17 protein-coding genes are annotated in these 18,042 nt (G+C 29.3%); 14 read left to right on the top strand and 3 right to left on the bottom strand.

Going from position 1 to position 18,042, the window contains the following annotated elements; translation table 11 throughout:
- Positions 1 to 8: 8 nt before the first annotated feature.
- The 6 genes from cybH to CRV02_RS06665 all read left to right on the top strand — a co-directional run bounded on the left by cybH (position 9) and on the right by CRV02_RS06665 (position 7,021).
- A complete protein-coding gene (cybH, locus tag CRV02_RS06690; protein WP_129083140.1) occupies positions 9 to 677 on the top strand; it encodes a Ni/Fe-hydrogenase, b-type cytochrome subunit in 669 nt (222 codons plus the stop codon).
- A complete protein-coding gene (locus CRV02_RS06685) occupies positions 674 to 1,234 on the top strand; it encodes a HyaD/HybD family hydrogenase maturation endopeptidase (RefSeq protein WP_129089678.1) in 561 nt (186 codons plus the stop codon). The genes cybH and CRV02_RS06685 overlap by 4 nt, the downstream gene beginning before the upstream one ends.
- Positions 1,218 to 2,846, top strand: coding sequence for a hypothetical protein (locus CRV02_RS06680; RefSeq protein ID WP_129089677.1), 1,629 nt, complete (start codon positions 1,218 to 1,220; stop codon positions 2,844 to 2,846). Before CRV02_RS06685 ends, CRV02_RS06680 begins: the two co-directional genes overlap by 17 nt.
- A 9-nt stretch (positions 2,847 to 2,855) precedes the next feature.
- Positions 2,856 to 5,084: a carbamoyltransferase HypF gene (hypF, locus tag CRV02_RS06675; protein WP_129089676.1), complete on the top strand. Its 2,229-nt coding sequence runs from the start codon at positions 2,856 to 2,858 to the stop codon at positions 5,082 to 5,084.
- A gap of 92 nt (positions 5,085 to 5,176) precedes the next feature.
- A complete protein-coding gene (locus tag CRV02_RS06670) occupies positions 5,177 to 6,523 on the top strand; it encodes a sodium-dependent transporter (RefSeq protein ID WP_129089675.1) in 1,347 nt (448 codons plus the stop codon).
- A gap of 81 nt (positions 6,524 to 6,604) precedes the next feature.
- The gene (locus CRV02_RS06665) at positions 6,605 to 7,021 is read left to right on the top strand and encodes a hypothetical protein (RefSeq protein WP_129089674.1); all 417 of its coding nucleotides are present in this window, start codon (positions 6,605 to 6,607) and stop codon (positions 7,019 to 7,021) included.
- A gap of 18 nt (positions 7,022 to 7,039) precedes the next feature.
- On the opposite strand, the gene CRV02_RS06660 is transcribed toward CRV02_RS06665, so the two are convergent.
- The 3 genes from CRV02_RS06660 to CRV02_RS06650 form a co-directional block, all read right to left on the bottom strand.
- On the bottom strand, positions 7,040 to 9,241 hold the full coding sequence (locus tag CRV02_RS06660; RefSeq protein ID WP_129089673.1) for a methyl-accepting chemotaxis protein: 2,202 nt from the start codon (positions 9,239 to 9,241) through the stop codon (positions 7,040 to 7,042).
- Between the two features lie 191 nt (positions 9,242 to 9,432).
- A complete protein-coding gene (locus CRV02_RS06655) occupies positions 9,433 to 9,732 on the bottom strand; it encodes a DUF3817 domain-containing protein (protein ID WP_129089672.1) in 300 nt (99 codons plus the stop codon).
- Between the two features lie 74 nt (positions 9,733 to 9,806).
- Entirely contained in the window at positions 9,807 to 10,457 is a 651-nt protein-coding gene (locus CRV02_RS06650) for a hypothetical protein (protein ID WP_129083148.1), read from the bottom strand.
- A 126-nt stretch (positions 10,458 to 10,583) separates the two neighbouring features.
- Between CRV02_RS06650 and hypB the strand changes: the two genes are divergently transcribed.
- The 8 genes from hypB to CRV02_RS06610 all read left to right on the top strand — a co-directional run bounded on the left by hypB (position 10,584) and on the right by CRV02_RS06610 (position 18,040).
- Complete coding sequence (hypB, locus tag CRV02_RS06645; RefSeq protein WP_129089671.1) at positions 10,584 to 11,369, top strand: hydrogenase nickel incorporation protein HypB; 786 nt, start codon at positions 10,584 to 10,586, stop codon at positions 11,367 to 11,369.
- A gap of 4 nt (positions 11,370 to 11,373) precedes the next feature.
- Positions 11,374 to 11,658 carry a HypC/HybG/HupF family hydrogenase formation chaperone gene (locus tag CRV02_RS06640; RefSeq protein WP_129008052.1) on the top strand — a complete coding sequence of 95 codons (285 nt, stop codon included), beginning with the start codon at positions 11,374 to 11,376 and terminating at the stop codon, positions 11,656 to 11,658.
- 1 nt (position 11,659) lies between these two features.
- Positions 11,660 to 12,808, top strand: a complete 1,149-nt coding sequence (hypD, locus tag CRV02_RS06635; RefSeq protein ID WP_129089670.1) for a hydrogenase formation protein HypD — start codon at positions 11,660 to 11,662, stop codon at positions 12,806 to 12,808.
- A gap of 8 nt (positions 12,809 to 12,816) precedes the next feature.
- Positions 12,817 to 13,806: a hydrogenase expression/formation protein HypE gene (hypE, locus tag CRV02_RS06630; RefSeq protein ID WP_129089669.1), complete on the top strand. Its 990-nt coding sequence runs from the start codon at positions 12,817 to 12,819 to the stop codon at positions 13,804 to 13,806.
- 8 nt (positions 13,807 to 13,814) lie between these two features.
- A complete protein-coding gene (locus CRV02_RS06625; RefSeq protein WP_129089668.1) occupies positions 13,815 to 15,458 on the top strand; it encodes an enoyl-CoA hydratase-related protein in 1,644 nt (547 codons plus the stop codon).
- 1 nt (position 15,459) lies between these two features.
- Positions 15,460 to 15,801: a hydrogenase maturation nickel metallochaperone HypA gene (gene hypA / locus CRV02_RS06620; protein ID WP_129089667.1), complete on the top strand. Its 342-nt coding sequence runs from the start codon at positions 15,460 to 15,462 to the stop codon at positions 15,799 to 15,801.
- Positions 15,802 to 15,906: 105 nt separating this feature from the next.
- Positions 15,907 to 17,022 carry an ABC transporter substrate-binding protein gene (locus tag CRV02_RS06615; RefSeq protein WP_129083154.1) on the top strand — a complete coding sequence of 372 codons (1,116 nt, stop codon included), beginning with the start codon at positions 15,907 to 15,909 and terminating at the stop codon, positions 17,020 to 17,022.
- Between the two features lie 121 nt (positions 17,023 to 17,143).
- Positions 17,144 to 18,040 (top strand): branched-chain amino acid ABC transporter permease, encoded by an 897-nt coding sequence (locus CRV02_RS06610; RefSeq protein ID WP_129089666.1) that lies wholly within the window; start codon positions 17,144 to 17,146, stop codon positions 18,038 to 18,040.
- The last annotated feature ends 2 nt before the right edge of the window (positions 18,041 to 18,042 follow it).

The following is an 18,042-nucleotide window of genomic DNA, read 5'->3' as shown; positions in this document are numbered from 1 at the left end:
GAGTAGTCATGATTAAAAAACATTATGAGTTCTCATTTTGGGTTAGAGTTACTCACTGGGTAAGAGCTATTGCTATTGTGGTTCTTACTTTCACTGGGTTTTATATTGCTATTCCTTTTATAGCACCAGCTTTAAATCAAGGAGAACCAAATAACTATTTATATGCTTTAATGAGATCATGGCATATTATTTTTGGCTTCCTTTTAATTGCAGTTACAATTGGAAAGTTTTATCTATTTTTATTTGATAAACAAAGTAAGATAGAAAGAGTCTCTTTTTGGGATTTTATAAATCCAAAGGTTTGGGTAAAACAAGTTAAATATTATATGTTAATAGGTAAACACGCAAGATTAAAAGGGGTATATAATCCTTTACAATTTGTTGCTTATTTAGGTGTTTATATTACATTAATTGTAATTTGTGTTACAGGTTTAATTCTACATATTCATGTTTACCATGAAGGTTTAGGTGGGTTTTTATATGACTATTTAAGACCTTTAGAGGTTATGATGGGAGGTCTAGCTTGGGTTAGAGAACTTCATCATATAGCAATGTGGTTTTTTATAATCTTTTTACCAGTGCATATCTATCTTGCAATCTTTAACTCTGTATATGGGAAAAGTGGTGCGATGGATTCTATTATTTCTGGATATAAATGGGAAGATGATCACAAATGAATGTTTTAATATTAGGAATAGGAAATATCCTATTCCAAGATGAAGGAATAGGGGCTCACTTTATTCACTATTTAGATGAAAAATATGAGTTTGAATCAAAAGATTCTACTGTTAGTATTGTTGATGGTGGAACTTTGGCTCAAAGGCTTATTCCTGAAATTGTAAAGTATGATGAGGTTATTGTAGTTGATTGTATTGATGCAGATAACTCAAAACCAGGAGATGTTTATTTCTTTGACTATCACAAGGCTCCATCACATATCAATTGGCAAGGAAGTGCCCATGAAGTAGAGATGCTTCAAACACTAAATATGATTGATATGAATAAAGATTTACCACAAACAAATGTATTGGGAGTTATTCCTAAAAGAGTAGCTGATGATACTACGTTTGAGTTAAGTAAAGAGATAATTAGTGCCGTCAAGCTAATGGAGGATGTGGTAGTCAAACACCTTGATACTTTAGATATTAAAACAAAAATAAAAAATGAAACAACAATAGAGCATATTGCTCAAGTTTCTTTTAAAAGAGATATTATAAATGGTCCTAAAATTTAAGTTTAAATATAAAGCTACAAATAAAACTTACGTAAATATTTTACACTCGTTTATAGAAAACTATGAGTGTGAATATAAAATCTTGCAGGATTTGGAGCATGTTTATTTATTAGTTGAAGCAAAAGAGGAAGTTTTAGAAGAGTTATCAAATAATCTATCTAAATATCTACCAATGTCAATCTACTATGAAGGACTTGAAGTTGACGTTGTAAAAACTATGCCAAAGCTTGAAAGTGTAAAAGCTGAAGAGCAAGCATTAAACTCTTTTTGTCCTACTTGTTTAGAACAAGTTGAGGATGAAACAAATGCTAACTATTATAATGCTTTTAAGTTCTGCAAGGACTGTAAGACATTTGAAAATGCAACATTTTTATTAGATGAAAAAGAAGAGAACTCTTCAAAAGAGCTTTTTGAAAAATTAGCCTCTTTAATAAATGATAATAAAAAAATCAAAATAAAAACAATTAGTGGGACATTTGTTTTTCAAAGACTTAATTCTTTGGATGAGAGTAAAACAGTTTTATGTACAAACTTAAAAAATATCTCATCTTTAGTTGTTGAAGAAAAACAATCAATAGTAGCATTAGCAAGTATTGAAAAACCTCTTATAACTTTTAGGGTAAATGAAATCTATAAGATGAAAGAAAAAATCTCTAAAGAGTATATAGATATAAGAGTTGCAAATGATTTAACTCTTTATTTACTTTCAAAAGAGCTTGAAAAATATGAAATAGACTTTTTACAAATAGAAGAAGAAAACGCTTCTTATGATTCTTTTTTAGATATAAAAACTGAAGATAGTGTAAATATTGATATTCCTAAAATAATGTATTGTGAAAATAGAAAATTTATTCTTTCTTCAAATACTTACTCAAAAAATCTTGATGTTATTTATAATAGATTTGAAGAGAAAAATAAAGCTCAGTTTATGACTGTATTATCTGAAAATATGCTTTTTGATAAAGCTATTTTAAACTTTTATATCTCAACAAAAAATGATGATAGGTTTACTTTTTATTCTGAAGAGTTAAATGGTTTTGTTGATATTTCAACAAACTTTTCTTTACCTACAGATATGAATGAATTATATAAACAAATAAGTGAATCAAAAAGTGGAGATAGACTTTTAGAAAACTATAAAGAGAAGTTCTCACTTGAGTATGAAAACTCTTTATCTTTTGATTTAGAGTCAATTGAAACAAAATCATTTTTATCATATTTTAAAGTAGCAAAAGAGATTTTAGGTTTTAAAAATGATATTTTAACAAACGCACAAAATTGTCATTTAGAAAAAGGACCAAGAGTTGATTTTAAAATGATAGAGAATGAGAAGCTTTCATTAAGAGAGTTTGATTATGTTTCTATGTTTAAATCAGCTATGAGTTTTAAACTTGCTGGAGTTGATGAAGTTACTTTATCTTTAGGTTTTATAGATAGTTTAGCAAGTTTTATAGCAAGTGAAGTTGATACGGTAAATGACCTTTATGAAGTTGAAGGTGTAAGTTTATGTGGTGATATGTTTACATATGATATATTTACTAAATTAGTTTTTAAAAATATTACAAAGAACTACAAAATCCATTTTAATAGGGAGTTTGTAATAGATAAATAAAGAGGTTAGATGCAAATATATAAGATAAGAGTAAAAGGTATTGTTCAAGGAGTTGGATTTAGACCTTTTGTTTTTAATTTAGCCTTAAAATACTCTATTCATGGTTGGGTAAATAATGATGAAAAAGGAGTAAATATACTTCTTTACTCATCAAAAGAGAATATTGAAAACTTTATAAAAGAGTTAAAAGAAACCCCGCCACCTCTTTCAAAAATAGACTCTATCGAAATAGAAGAACTAAACTCAAAAAACATATATACAAAATTTGAAATCAAAAAAAGTGAAACAAGTAATAACAAATCAACAATCATAAGTCCTGATATTGCAGTTTGTCAAGATTGTATTGATGACATAAACAATGAGTCAAATTTTAGAGCAGACTATGCTTTGACAAACTGTACAAATTGTGGACCAAGATACTCTATAATTAAAACAGTTCCTTATGACAGATGTAATACTTCAATGGCAGAATTTATCCTTTGTGAAGCTTGTAAAAAAGAGTATGATGACCCAACAAATAGAAGGTACCATGCTCAACCTGTTGCTTGTGAAAAGTGTGGACCACAAGTTAAACTTTATGATAAAAACAATAAAGAAGTCTCTTTTTCTTTGGAAGCTATAAAAGAAGTAGCAAGTTTAATAAACAATGGAAAGATAGTAGCTATAAAAGGTCTAGGAGGTTTTCACTTAATTTGTGATGGAACAAATGATGAAGCTGTAGATTCTTTAAGGCAAAGAAAAAATAGACCTTCAAAACCTTTTGCAGTGATGTTTAAAAGTATAGAGCAAATAAAAGAATATACCTCTTTAACAAAAAAAGAGGAAGAGCTTTTAACTTTAAAAGAGAAACCAATAGTTTTAGTTAAAAAACAAACTAAAAGTAATTTATCAAATAGTGTTGCACCAAATATAAATAGGCTAGGGTGTTTTATTGCATATACTCCTTTGCATCATCTTCTTTTTAGGTTTTTACATAAGCCAATAGTTGCAACAAGTGCAAATTTAAAAGATGAGCCAATCATAAGATATAAAGATGAAGTTTTAGAAAAGCTTGGAAATGTTGTAGATTTTGTACTGGATTTTAATAGAGATATTGTAAATGCTTGTGATGACTCTGTTATTCAAGTTGTAAATGATGAGATTTCTAAACTTAGAAATGCTAGAGGCTATGCTCCTACTTCTTTAAAGTTAGAGAAAAAAGTTTCTAAAAAAATATTAGCCCTTGGAGCAAATCAAAAATCAACCATTGCTTTAGCTTTTGAAGATAATCTTATTTTATCTCCTCATATTGGAGATTTAAACTCAATTGAGTCAATGGAGTATTTTACAAGGACTATAGAGACATTTAAAAACTTTTATGATTTTGAACCTGATGTAATAGTTTGTGATAAACATCCAAATTATGAGAGCACAAAGTTTGCAAAGAGTTTAAACAAAGAGCTTGTTTTTGTGCAACACCATTATGCTCATATTTTATCTACAATGGCAGAATATAAGTTAAAAGAAAAAGTTCTTGGTTTCTCTTTTGATGGAACTGGATATGGAGATGATGGAAATATTTGGGGTGGAGAAGTTTTTGTTTGTAATAACAAAAGCTATGAAAGAGCTTATCATCTAAAGTATTTTAAGCTTTTAGGTGGTGAAAAAGCAGTAAAAGAGCCTAAAAGAGTTGCTTTATCACTACTATTTGAGAAGTTTAGTCTAGAAGAGGTTTTATCTTTAGAAACTAGTGTTATAAAGCAGTTTAGTGAACAAGAAATAAAAATGCTTCATATGGTTTGGACAAAAGGTTTAAATACTCCTCTTACAAGTTCTATGGGAAGAGTTTTTGATGCGGTTGCCTCTTTAGCTAATCTTATTCATATTCAGAGTTTTGAAGGTGAGACTGGACTTACAATTGAACAAAACTATGATGAAACTATAATTGATAGTTTTGATTTTGAAGTTATTGATAAAGAGATAGATTTATCACTTATGATAAAACAAATATTAGAAGAAAAAGATATAAAAACTATTTGTTCTAAGTTTATAAATACTCTTGTTGAAATCATTTTATTTATAAGTAAAAAACATAAAGAACTACCAGTAGTTCTTAGTGGTGGTGTTTTTCAAAATAAAACATTACTAGAGTTAGTTTGTAAAAAACTAAAAAAAGAGAAGATAAAATACTTTTATTCTAAAGAAGTACCTTTAAATGATGGTGGTATTTCAATTGGTCAAATTTACAATTTATTGTAAAATTCCAAAAAGTTTCAAAAAATTACATAAAAGTCACAAGTTTATTTAACTTAAGTTTTGATAGAATCTTTGCTTTGATTAAGGAGAGGCTATTGATTAGTTCAAGATTTAGTAAACTAGGATTTATTTTAGCTGCAGTTGGTTCAGCAGTTGGTTTAGGGAATATTTGGAAATTCCCATACGTAACAGGTGAGTACGGTGGTGGTGCATTTGTACTTGTATATTTAATTACAGCACTTTTTATTGGTGTATTTGTTCTTATTTCTGAGTTAGTTATTGGTAAGCTTGGAAGAAGTGATGCTGTAACTATGTTTGAAACTTTAGCAACAAAGCATAAGAAGTTGTGGAAATATGCTGGTTTTATTATTATTGTACCATTAATTATTCTTGCTTATTATTCAGTTGTAATTGGTTGGATTTTCCACTATATCGCAATTTCTGTACAAGGCTTACCTTCAACAGTTGAGCAGTCTACAGAAATTTTCATGTCTTTATTAACAACAGATATTCAAACTCAACTTATGTATCATACTGTTGTATTTGTATTAGTTACTGCAATTATTTTAAGAGGTATTAAAGATGGTATCGAGAAAATCAATAAGATTTTAATGCCATTATTAGGGATTATTTTAGCAATTTTACTTGTGTATTCAATCAATGTAGATAGCTTCTCAAAAGCATTTACTTTTATGTTTAACCCTGATTTTTCTAAGTTATCATCTGAAGCAGTTGTTGTTGCAATTGGACAAGCATTTTATACTCTATCATTAGGTATGGGTATTATTTTAACTTATGCAGCTTCATTACCAAAAGATAGTAACGTTGTTAAATCATCTATTTTAATCTCTATTATTGATACTATGGTTGCAATTGTTGCAGGTCTTATTATCTTTACTCTGTTATTTGATAAAGGTGCAGAGTCAACAAAAGGTGCTGGATTAGTATTTATTTCATTACCATCAGTATTCTATGAGTTTGGTTCAATTGGTTCATTCTTAGCATTACTGTTCTTTATTGCAATTGCATTTGCTGGTATTACTTCTGCTATTTCAATGCTTGAGCCGATGGTTGAGTACTTTGAAAATAGATTTAATTATTCAAGAATCAAAGCAGCAGTTATTTGTAGTATCTTCTTCTATGTATTAGGTATTGCAGCATTATTATCAAATATCGAAGGATATTCAGAAGTTCTAAAAATTGGAGAAAAAGGTCTATTTGATTGGTTAGACTTTGTTTGTTCAACTATCTTAGTTCCAATTGGTGGAATCTTAGTTGTTATCTTCATTGGACACTACATGGATAGAAAAGAGATTGAAAATGAACTTGTTCCTTTAATGGGAGAGTTTTTAACTAAGTTCTGGTTCTTCATGGTAAGATTTGTTATTCCATTCGCTTTAATTATTGTTATCTTAAATGAGACAGGAATTTTTAAATTCTAATCTAAAAGAATGTACAATAACAAAAATAAAAAGCAGAGGCTTAGGTCTCTGCTTTTTTTATAAGTAAAACTGGGAAATAAAATGATAAAAACAACAAATGAAATCTCAAAAGAAGATGGATACTCAAGATATAATTTTTTTGAAATTCATCCTGACTTAGAAGCTATTATTCACAAAGATTATCAAAAATATGGAACAGAAGAGTTTGATAGAGCAGAGTACTGTGAAAACATGTATAAACAAAACTTCTATGATAAATATGATGAGACTGCATATAAAGAAGTATATGACAGATATATAAACAATGAAAAGTTTAAAGAAAAAGCAATGTTTATTTACTCAATTATTGATTTTGAAAAGTATAAAGAGTTTGTTGCGTTAAACGAAGAGATTGCGAATCCTTCTGAGTTAATTATTTCATATAGTATTTTAGATAATGCAGGTGTAAAAGTAAATATCTATAATATCTCAATTACAGATATCTCTTTTGTATTTTAATATAAATAGTTAGACTCTCTAACTATTTATATCTTTTTTTATTTCATCTTTACCTTCAAACTCTTTTTCATCTGCATTTTTCACTACAGTATTTGCAATATTTGAAGTATTTAGTGCTATATCTTTTGTTTTATTAGCTATAGAAGTATTCTTTTGTGTTTGTTCATCTAAAGAATTAATAGCAGAGTTAATTTGAAGTATTCCAATTTGTTGCTCTTTTGAGGCATTTGAAATATCTTCTATAAGTTCAACTGTTTGAGTAATATTCTCTTTTAAATTTACATAACCCTCTTGCATTTGATTTGAAATATCTTTCCCTTCATTTGCTTTAAGTGTTGCATTTTCAACTAAAGTTTTTATCTCTTTAGCAGCTTCAGCAGATCTATTTGCTAAGTTTCTAACTTCCCCTGCAACAACTGCAAAACCTTTTCCAGCTTCACCAGCAGTTGCAGCTTCAACCGCTGCGTTTAGTGAAAGAATATTTGTTTGGAATGCAATTTGGTCAATCACTGAAATCGCTTCATTGATTGAGTTTACTTGCTCATCAATCTCACTCATAGCCTGATTTGTTTTAAGTGCTAAACTTTCACCTTGATTTGCAGAAGCAGTTACACTTGTAGTTAAGTCATTCATTTGCGAGATTTTATTTGTTGTAAGTGTTATATTACTTGTAATCTCTTCTAATGATGAAGCAGTCTCTTCTAGTGATGCTGCCGCTTCATTTGAACTTATATTTAAAATCTCTACATTTTCTAAAAGAGTTTTTGAACTATCGTCTAAGATAAGCCCATTCTTTTTATTTTCAATTAGCATTTTTGTAATAGATACACCAAGCTCATTTACCCCACCAGAAAGTTTTTCTAAGTGTTCTTTGATTCCATGAGTATCTATTTTTTTAAGATAGTTATAGTTGGAGAACTCTTCTAATACATTTAAAATATTATCAATATTATGTTCTAAAGTATCTCCCATGTTATTTAAAACATCTTTTAGTTTGTTTAATGATGGGTTAGAAACTTCTGTTGTAATTCTTTGGCATAAGTCACCTTGTTCAAACTCTCCTAATACAGCAACTGTTTCTTGGATAATTCTATTGTCTTCATCAAGGCTTTTTTTAGTTTTGATGATATTTTCATTAACAAGTTGACTCATAGCACCAATCTCTGTTTTTGAGTTACTTTTAAATAATTCAATATCAGAAATCTCTCTATTTACATATTTAAAGAAGTTTAATAGTCCTTCTTGAAATTGTGATAATTCATTACTAATATTTTTTGGAATAAAAATAGATATTGTAGAAATGAAAATTAAGACTAAAATAGAAACAATAATTAAAACAATTTGAACTAAGCTGTTATTTGAAGAAACATCTTTTTCAACTAATGTTTGTTCATTTTTTACTAGCTCTTTTATTTTTTCTACATTATTTGCAATTGAAGGTTCTAAAATATCCATCTTTGCAATAAAACTATTTGTAGTTTTAATTGCTTCTATAATATTTTTTAAATCACTTACATAAAAATTGATAAACTTAATAGCTTCTTCTAGTTTCTCTTTTTGCTTAGTGTTTGAAATTTGTGTTCTAAGTAAAGCAATCTCTTTTTTTAAAGTTGCAAACTCTTTTCTTGCATTTAAGTTGTCTTTTTCACTACTTGAAATTAAAAACTTAGTTGTATGAAGTCTTGCTAATAATAAAATTCTAATATCTTGCGCTACTTCAAAGGCTACTTTTTCATTAGAAATATTTTTCATATCAGTAATTATTGAAGTTAATAAAGACTCAATATTTTTACCATAAGCACCTAAGTTTGAAAATAATTCATCCCTTAGACTCATATAAATAGTTACATCTGCAAAGTGATTTTTGTAGTTTGCTAAGTCTTCTTCTATTTTGCTTATTAAAGCTTTTCTCTCTTTGTTTAGCACAAAGGCTTTTGTTTGTTTTACAAACTTTTCATTTATAGTATAGTAATCCATAAACTCATCAATATTTTTTTGAGAGCCAGTATTTATAAACTCTTTTACATTCATTTTCAAAATAAGCATATTTGATTGAACTTGACTTACAATTTGAGTCTCTTTTGACATAGCTCTATAATCTCTAAAACCATTAATAGATTTGTCAATTCCAAAAATACTATATGAACTAACAAGTATTACAAGAAGTGCAATAATTGAAAAAGAGATAGTAAGTTTTCTTTTGATTGAAAAATTATTCATTTTTACTCCAGTATTTAATTGATAATGAATATCAAATTAGTTAATAAAAAAATGAAATAATAATTAAAAGAAGATAGAAGAAGCTTAAAAATAAGTAGTATTTATATTAAATATTAAAATATATTATAAAAATAACAAATAAATAATAAAACCACTTTTAAAATGGCTTTATTATGTAATAATTATGTAGGTTAATTATTGATTTGAAGGGGTTTTACTTTTCTTTCAATTAGAAGAGCACCAAATGGAATTAATGATAAAACAAACAGTTGAAATACAAATCCAGTATCCCATTCTTGTTTTATTTTAGCTTCAAAAAGTGAAATCATAAAAATGATAAATAATATTCCGTGAGTCATTCCTACAATCTTAACTGGAATTGGATCACCACCAATATATTTAATAGGCATTGCTATAAATACTAAAACTAAAAATGATAGACCTTCAATAGCTGAAATTACTCTAAATCGCCCTAAAGCACTACTAAGCATTTATTTTCCTTTTTTATTTTGTGAAATTATATAGTTTTTTAATTATACTTTGTTTATAGTGGAAATTAAGTGTACTAATTAAAATATAGTTTTTTTAGTATCTTAATCTGCTCATTTTGCAAATAATTAAACTTGAACTCACACTCTTTTAAATAGTAAAAAAAGTTTTCTTCATTTACACCTTTGTATTTTCGTAAGTTTTTTTCTAAGTATTTCCAAAAGATATTTAGAGGAGTGCAGTATGAATCTATAGAGAATATTCTATGCCATCTTAGATAGTTTTCAAAGGTTTTATTATCATGTTCACTATTATAAATAGGAAGTTTAGGCATAAGAAGAGTATAAATTCTATCATTTGAATAAAAGCCAATAATATTTATAGCATTGTATAAAGATTTTTGTTTATCTTTTTTTTGTTTATCTGTAAAGTAATAAAACTCTTCATAAGAACTATTATCTTTGATAGAAGATTGATAAACATCTTCAAGGTGGGTTGCAATAAGTTGTCTAAAAAGATTGTATCTATTTTTGATTGTTCTATAGTTTACATTTAAAAGTTTGGCACATCTATTTGCACTAACTTGGTTACAGAAAAACTCGATTACAGTTATATCTGTTTGAAGTTTTTTTAGGGAAAACTTTCTTTTGCAAGAAGAGCATTTCTTGTAATTGTCTTGTAAATCATATAAATGTTTGTTATTGCAATATGGGCATCTTTTTATCATGGTAACAATTCTACTATTTTTGTCCTAAAAGTACATAAGTGAACATACTCGTTAGCTAAATTTCAGTTTGCTATAAATAAACTGCTAAAAGAATAATAAATGAACGTTCATTAAAAAGGAATAAAAATGTGTACAGATTGCGGATGTAGCATAACAGACCACCACCATCATGACCATGATCACTCACACGATCATCATCATTCAGATTCAGCTTCTCACCAAGCTGCCCATGATACTTTACATCATAATCCACAGTTAAATGATAGTAAAACAGTAGCAGTTATTAAAAAGATTTTAGATAAAAATGACCATGAAGCAGCTCATAATAGAGCACACTTTGATAAGCAAAATGTTTTAGGTATCAATCTTATGTCAAGTCCAGGAAGTGGAAAAACAACTTTACTTGAGCACTTAGCACCTCTTACAGATTTTAATTTTGCAGTTGTTGAAGGTGATTTAGAGACAAATAAAGATGCTGAAAGATTAGAAGCCAAGGGAATTAAAGCAGTACAAATACAAACTGGAAGTGCCTGTCACTTAGATGCATTTATGGTTCATAAAGGTTTACATGATATGCCTTTAGATGATTTAGATGTATGTTTTGTAGAAAATGTAGGAAACTTAGTTTGTCCAGCATCTTATGATGTGGGAACACACTTAAATATTGTACTTGTTTCAGTTCCAGAAGGTGAAGATAAAATTGCTAAATATCCAGTGATGTTTAGAGCTGCTGATTTAATCCTTTTCACAAAAGTAGATTTACTTCCTTATTTTGAGTATGACTTAGAAAAAGAGAAAGAAGTAGCTAGAAAACTAAAACCAAATGTTGATATCTTAGAAGTTTCTACAAAAGATGAAGATAGCTTAAAAGCAGTAGTTGAGTGGATTAATTTTAAAAGAAAAATGAGATAGAAATATGTGTTTATCAATACCATCAAAAATCACAAAGATAGATAAAGAGAATAATGTAGCAACTGTAGATACTATGGGTGTTGAAAGACAAGCTTCTTTAGAGTTAGTTGACCAGCCAGTTGAAGTTGGAGATTATGTTTTAATACACATCGGTTTTGCAATGAATAAAATCGATGAAGAAGATGCTTTAGCTTCCTTGGAAGTTTATAAAGAGATAATTGAAAAGATGGAAGAAGAAGAGCGTAGGCAAGCAATTTTAGAAGATGATGCCTGTCCAAATAGAGGCTAAAATGAGTGAATTAAAGCTAAAAGATTTATACGATGGGTTTAGAGACCCTGATACAATAAAAGCTTACAAAAAAATCATTGAAGAAGATGCTAAAAAATTAGAAAAGCCAATAAATATTATGGAAGTATGTGGTGGACATACTCATACAATAATGAAGTATGGAATACCTCAATTACTTCCAGAAAATATTAACTTTATTCATGGTCCAGGTTGTCCAGTTTGTATTATGCCAAAGGAAAGAATAGACCATGCATATATTTTATCATTACAAGAAGATGTTATTTTAGTAACTTTAGGTGATATGATAAAAGTTCCAGGAAGTAATGGAAGTTTACAAGATGCAAGAAGTAAAGGTGCTGATGTAAGGTTTGTATATTCACCACTTGAGTGCATAAAAATAGCACAAGAAAATCCTAGTAAAAAAGTAATATTTTTTGCAATAGGTTTTGAAACAACTACGCCTATGACTGCTGCTTTAATTGATACAGTTGTAAAACAAAATATCGAAAATATATTCTTTCATATAAATCATGTAACAGTTCCTGAAGTAATGAGAGAGTTAATTGATAGTAGAGATGAGCATGTAGATTCATATAATCATCAAATCGATGCTTTCTTAGGACCTTCTCATGTTTCTGTTATAAGTGGTAGTAAAATCTATGAAGAGTTCCCAAGAGATTATAATAAGCCAGTAGTAGTTGCAGGTTTTGAACCAGTAGATGTTATGCAGTCAATTTCTATGATTGTTAAGCAGTTTATTGAAAAAAGATGTGAGCTTGAAATTGAGTATAAAAGATTAGTTTCTTATGATGGAAATATCAAAGCTCAAGAGTTAATCAATAAATACTTTGAAAAGATAAGTCTTTTTAAATGGAGAGGTTTAGGAAATATCAAAGATTCTGGACTTAAATTAAGAGATGAATACTCTAAATATGATGCAGAGGTTATTTATAAAGATATTTTACCTATAGGGGAAATAGAAGACCATAAACTTTGTATTTGTGGAGATATTTTAAGGGGGATGGCTAGTCCTCCTGAGTGTACTATCTTTGGTACTGCCTGTAAACCAAGCAGTCCAATTGGTTCTTGTATGGTGAGTAGTGAAGGTGCATGTGCGGCATACTACAAATATGGTAATCTCTTGAAATAAGGAAAAAAATGAAAACAATAACTTTAGCCCATGGAAACGGTGGACAAGAAAACAACGAACTTATTTCAAAAGTTTTTTATAAAGCCTTTAAAAATGATATTTTAGACAAAAGTGAAGATGCAGCAGTTATTGAAAATGGTAACTTAGCTTTTTCTACTGACTCTTTTACAGTTAGTCCACTTTTCTTCAATGGAGCAGATATAGGGAAACTTGCTATTTGTGGAACATGCAATGACCTAGCTATGATGGGTGCAAAACCTAAATACTTAACTTGCTCTGTTATTATTGAAGAGGGACTTGATAAAAGAGTCCTAGATAAGATAGTAAGAAGTATGAAAGAAGAGCTTGAAGTAAATGGTGCTGTTGTTGTAAGTGGTGATACAAAGGTAGTTCCAAAAGGAAGTGTAGATAAAATTTTTATAAACACAACAGGTATTGGAGAGATTGAATACAAAGGAATCTCTTCAAACAATATCACAAGTGAAGATACAATTTTAGTTAGTCGTGATATAGGAGCTCATGGCGCAACTATTTTTGCAAGCAGAGAAGGTATTGATATGAATACAAACCTAAAGTCTGATTGTGCTTCACTTTATCCACAAGTAAAAGCTTTAATTGATGCAGGTATTAAAATTACTGCTTTAAGAGATGCTACAAGAGGTGGAGTTAGTGCTGTTTTAAATGAGTGGGCAAAACAATCAAATATCTGTATCGAAGTAGAAGAAGCTTCTATTCCAGTTTCTGATGAGGTAAATGGTATTTGTGAATTACTTGGTTTTGAAGCAATGGCTTTAGCAAATGAAGGAACATTTGTACTTGCTATCAAAAATGAAGATGCACAAAAAGCTTTAGAAGTTTTAAAACAAACAAATGAAACTGCTTCAATCATAGGTTCTGTATCAGCTGAGCATATTGGAAAAGTTGTATTAAACTCTGCTTGGGGAACAAAAAGATTTTTAGAGTTACCAACTGGTGAGTTACTACCAAGAATTTGCTAAGAGAATAAATGAAAATACTACTTCTTATTAGCTCTTTTAATTCTTTGTCTCAAAGAGTATATACTGAATTAAAAGAGTTGAACTATGAAGTAGCTATTTGTTTATCTTCTCAAAAAAACCTACTAGAAGAAATAAAAGAGTTTAATCCAATACTTATCTTTTCTCCTTTTTTAAAAGAGTATCTTTCAAATGAAATAACTTTAAATTATCCTACATTTATCTTGCACCCTGGAGTTATTGGAGATAGAGGTCATCAATCTTTAGACCATGCGATAAATGATGAAAAAGAGCAATGGGGAGTAGTGATACTTAAAGCAAATGAAGAGTTAGATGCTGGAGATATTTATGCATCTGCTACTTTCCCTATGAGAAAAGCAAGTAAAGGGTCTATTTATAGAAATGAAGTTTGTAATGCTACTTCAAAGGCTTTAAAAGAGCTTCTTGAAAACTTCTCTAATCAAAGTTTTAAAGCAACTCCTCAAATAAAAAATGAAATACATCAAAGACTAAATCAAAGCAATAGAAAAATAGATTGGCAAAAAGATAGTGTAGATGTAATAATCAAAAAAATCAATATGAGTGACTCTTACCCTGGAGTTGAGGAAGAGTTTTTTGGTATTACTTGTTATATGTATGGAGTTTGTAAAGAAAATACTCTAAGAGGAAAACCTAAAGAGATAATTGCAAAAAGAGATGGAGCTATTTGTGTAGGTACTATTGATGGAGCTATTTGGGTAAGTCATTTAAAGCAAAAAGATAGTTTTAAACTTCCTGCTACTTATGTTTTAAAAGATAAAATCAAGGGTGTAAAAGAGCAAAGAATTCCACTTATTTTAGAAGAAAAAAGAGAGACTTTTCATGAAATCTTTGTAGAAAGAAAAGATGAAGTGGCATATTTACATTTTGATTTTCACAATGGAGCAATGAATTCTGAACAAGCTATAAGACTTAAATATGCTGTTGACTACTTAAAAGAAGAGTGTAAAGTTTTAGTTTTAATGGGTGGGGAAGAGTTCTTTTCAAATGGAATACATCTAAATATCCTTGAAGATAGTAAAAAACAAGGAGAAGATGGATGGAGTAATATCAATGCTATGAATGATGTTGTTAAGTCAGTTTTATTTGCAGAAGATATTATAACCGTTGCTTCATTTTCTAAAAATGCAGGAGCAGGGGGAGTATTTTTAGGTCTTGCTTGTGATTATGTTCTTGCAAGAGAAGGTGTAGTTTTTAATCCACACTATAAAACAATGGGCTTAAGTGGAAGTGAATATCACACCTTTAGTTTTTATAAAAGAGTTGATAAAGAAATAGCTTCTAATATTTTAGAAAAATGTATTCCTGTAGGTAGTAGAAAAGCAAAAAGTATTGGAATGATTGATGAGGTCTTTGAAAGTGAAAACTATGATAAAAGTCTTGAAGAGTTTTGTGAAAACTTGTTAAGTGATGAAGATAGTTTTGAAGAGTTTATTGATAAGAAAAAAGACTTTTTATATGAGAATGAAACATCAATAGAAAAGTTAAAAGAAGAAGAACTAAAAAGAATGTATCTAGAGTTTTGGGATGAAGAAAGCTCTTTTCATAATTTACGAAAAGAGTTTATATATAAAAAAGAACATGAAGATAGTTTAAAAAGATTAAAGGAATTATAAAATGCATGAGTATTCAATTGTTCAATCATTATTAGAGTCTTGTGAAGAGCATGCAAGACAAAATGAGTCTGAAAATGTAACAAAAGTTATAGTAAAAATTGGAGTATTATCAGGGGTTGAACCTGATTTATTACAAACTGCTTTTGATACTTTTAAAGAAAAGACTGTTTGTGAAAATGCACAGTTTATTATAAATCACCAAAAAGTGGTCATTGCTTGCTTATCCTGTGATGAAGAATCAACTCTAGAAAAGAACGAATTTGCCTGTCCAAAATGTAACTCAACACAGGTAAAAGTGATAGATGGAGAGGATATGTATTTAATGAGTTTGGAGATGAGTTAAGTAATTTAACAATTTTTATATAATTTATACACTTTTTATACACTTTATCAAAAACTTTTTGGTTTTTTATGCTAAGGTATTAAGTAATTTTTTTAAGGAGAGTGTATGAAAAAAGTAATTAGTTTAGCTCTTGCTTCAGCGTTAACTGCTGGAATTGCAATGGCAAAGGAGATTAAAGTTGGTGCAGTAATGCCTATGTCTGGTCCATTAGCTGCTTATGGACAAGTAACAAATTTAGGTGTTGAATTAGCACACAAATTACAGCCTAAATTAAAAAATGGGGATACTGTTAAATTAGTATTAATTGATAACAAAGGTGATAAAGTAGAGACAGCAAATGCTACTACAAGACTTATCGCTTCTGATAAAGTTGTTGCAATCTTAGGTGCATTAACTTCTACAAATACTGCTCAAACTATTGCAATTGCTGATAAGAAAAAAGTACCAGTTATTGCTTCAGTTGCTACAAATGACAAATTAACTGCAAGAAGAACTTTTGCAAATAGAGTTTGTTTTACTGACTCTTTCCAAGGTGAAGTTGTTGCAAACTATGCAAAAGAGCAAGGTTACAAAACAGCTGTAGTTATTGTTGACCAAGCGCAAGTTTACTCTTTAGGTTTAGCAAAAGCATTCCAAAAAGCATTTAAAGACAATGGTGGAAAACTACTTAAAAAAATTAGAGTTACATCAGGTGACAAAGATTTTAAAGCTGTAGTATCACAAATCAAGAACTTAAATCCTGACTTTATGTTCTTACCTTTATACCACCCAGAAGCTTCTATGATTGCAAGACAATCTAAGCAATTAGGTTTAAATAAACCAATGTTCTCTGGTGATGGTGTTGCAAATCAAACATTTATTGATTTAGGTGGTGAGTCTGTTGAAGGTTATATGTTTACTGACTTCTTTGACTATACAAACCCTCCATCACAAACTTCAGCTGACTTTATTAAGTTTCATGAAAAAGAGACTAACAAAAAAGAGGTTAACTCATTTACAGCACTTGGAGCAGATACATATAATATTTTAATTGATGCAATGAACAGATGTGAAGATCCATCTGATTCAATTTGTGTTAACAATGAAATTAAAAAGACTACTAACTTTGATGGTGTATCGGGGAAAATCACTATCAATGGTGAAGGTAACGCTACAAGATCAGCAGTTATCAAAGAGATTAGAAATGGTCAAGCAGGGTTTAAAGCTACTGTAAATCCATAATCAAAATAATTAAAAAGTCTAGCAATTGCTAGGCTTTTTTTTTAGAATAAAAAAAGTAATTAAAAAGTAATAGTAGGATTGCTTTTTTTATTGTATTTATGAAAATTAATCGGGGAAAAGAATGGACATAACAACGTTTATACAGCAGATGGTTAACGGTTTCAGTTTGGGTAGTATGTATGCCCTTATTGCAATTGGTTATACAATGGTTTATGGTGTGCTAAGGCTTATCAACTTTGCACACGGAGATATTATGATGGTAGGTGCCTTTTTAGGTTATACTTGTATTGCAGTTTTAGGATTACCATTTCCTATTGCAGTACTTATTGCTGTTTCTTTATCAGCACTTGCAGGTATTTTAACAGATAAAATTGCCTATAAACCTTTAAGAGATGCGCCAAGAATCTCATTACTTATTACAGCAATTGGTATTTCATTTTTCTTAGAAAATGCCTTTACTGTTTTTGCAGGAGGAGTACCTAGAGCTTTCCCTGTTCCTGAGTATATGGAACATGTATTTAATGTAGCTCAAATTACATTTACTGTTTCTTCTATCATGGTTCCAGTTGTAACTTTAATTTTATTATTGGGTATCTTATATGTATTATATAGAACAAAATATGGTATGGCAATTAGAGCTTTATCTTTTGATATCAAAACAGTAAACCTGATGGGAATTGATGCAAATATGATTATCTCTATTGTTTTTGCACTTGGTTCTGCACTTGCAGCAGTTGGAGGGATTTTCTGGGTTGTAAATTATCCTTCTGTTGAACCTATGATGGGAGTTTTAGTAGGACTTAAAGCCTTTGCTGCAGCTGTTGTAGGAGGGATTGGTTCTGTTACAGGTGCTGTTTTAGGTGGATTTATTATTGGATTTACTGAGGTTGTAGTTATTGCATTTTGGCCTGAACTTGGTGGATATAAAGATGCTTTTGCATTTATTTTCTTAATTTTTGTATTAATCTTTAAACCAACAGGTATTATGGGTGAAGACTTAGAAAAGAGTAGGTTTTAATC

The organism is Arcobacter sp. CECT 8989 (assembly GCF_004116715.1).
Lineage (GTDB): Bacteria > Campylobacterota > Campylobacteria > Campylobacterales > Arcobacteraceae > Halarcobacter.
The sequence above is the reverse complement of the archived record's forward strand: the minus strand, read 5'-3'. Positions and strand labels throughout refer to the sequence as shown.

What these genes read in the sequence shown, in the direction of transcription:
- CRV02_RS06625 (WP_129089668.1), top strand. Translation starts at nt 13,815, where the DNA reads ATGAAAATACTACTTCTTATTAGCTCTTTTAATTCTTTGTCTCAAAGA.
- CRV02_RS06680 (WP_129089677.1), top strand. Translation starts at nt 1,218, where the DNA reads ATGGTCCTAAAATTTAAGTTTAAATATAAAGCTACAAATAAAACTTAC.
- CRV02_RS06660 (WP_129089673.1), bottom strand. Translation starts at nt 9,241, where the DNA reads ATGAATAATTTTTCAATCAAAAGAAAACTTACTATCTCTTTTTCAATT.
- hypF (WP_129089676.1), top strand. Translation starts at nt 2,856, where the DNA reads ATGCAAATATATAAGATAAGAGTAAAAGGTATTGTTCAAGGAGTTGGA.
- hypE (WP_129089669.1), top strand. Translation starts at nt 12,817, where the DNA reads ATGAAAACAATAACTTTAGCCCATGGAAACGGTGGACAAGAAAACAAC.
- hypB (WP_129089671.1), top strand. Translation starts at nt 10,584, where the DNA reads ATGTGTACAGATTGCGGATGTAGCATAACAGACCACCACCATCATGAC.
- CRV02_RS06610 (WP_129089666.1), top strand. Translation starts at nt 17,144, where the DNA reads ATGGACATAACAACGTTTATACAGCAGATGGTTAACGGTTTCAGTTTG.
- CRV02_RS06640 (WP_129008052.1), top strand. Translation starts at nt 11,374, where the DNA reads ATGTGTTTATCAATACCATCAAAAATCACAAAGATAGATAAAGAGAAT.
- cybH (WP_129083140.1), top strand. Translation starts at nt 9, where the DNA reads ATGATTAAAAAACATTATGAGTTCTCATTTTGGGTTAGAGTTACTCAC.
- CRV02_RS06615 (WP_129083154.1), top strand. Translation starts at nt 15,907, where the DNA reads ATGAAAAAAGTAATTAGTTTAGCTCTTGCTTCAGCGTTAACTGCTGGA.
- hypA (WP_129089667.1), top strand. Translation starts at nt 15,460, where the DNA reads ATGCATGAGTATTCAATTGTTCAATCATTATTAGAGTCTTGTGAAGAG.
- CRV02_RS06685 (WP_129089678.1), top strand. Translation starts at nt 674, where the DNA reads ATGAATGTTTTAATATTAGGAATAGGAAATATCCTATTCCAAGATGAA.
- CRV02_RS06650 (WP_129083148.1), bottom strand. Translation starts at nt 10,457, where the DNA reads ATGATAAAAAGATGCCCATATTGCAATAACAAACATTTATATGATTTA.
- CRV02_RS06665 (WP_129089674.1), top strand. Translation starts at nt 6,605, where the DNA reads ATGATAAAAACAACAAATGAAATCTCAAAAGAAGATGGATACTCAAGA.
- CRV02_RS06655 (WP_129089672.1), bottom strand. Translation starts at nt 9,732, where the DNA reads ATGCTTAGTAGTGCTTTAGGGCGATTTAGAGTAATTTCAGCTATTGAA.
- hypD (WP_129089670.1), top strand. Translation starts at nt 11,660, where the DNA reads ATGAGTGAATTAAAGCTAAAAGATTTATACGATGGGTTTAGAGACCCT.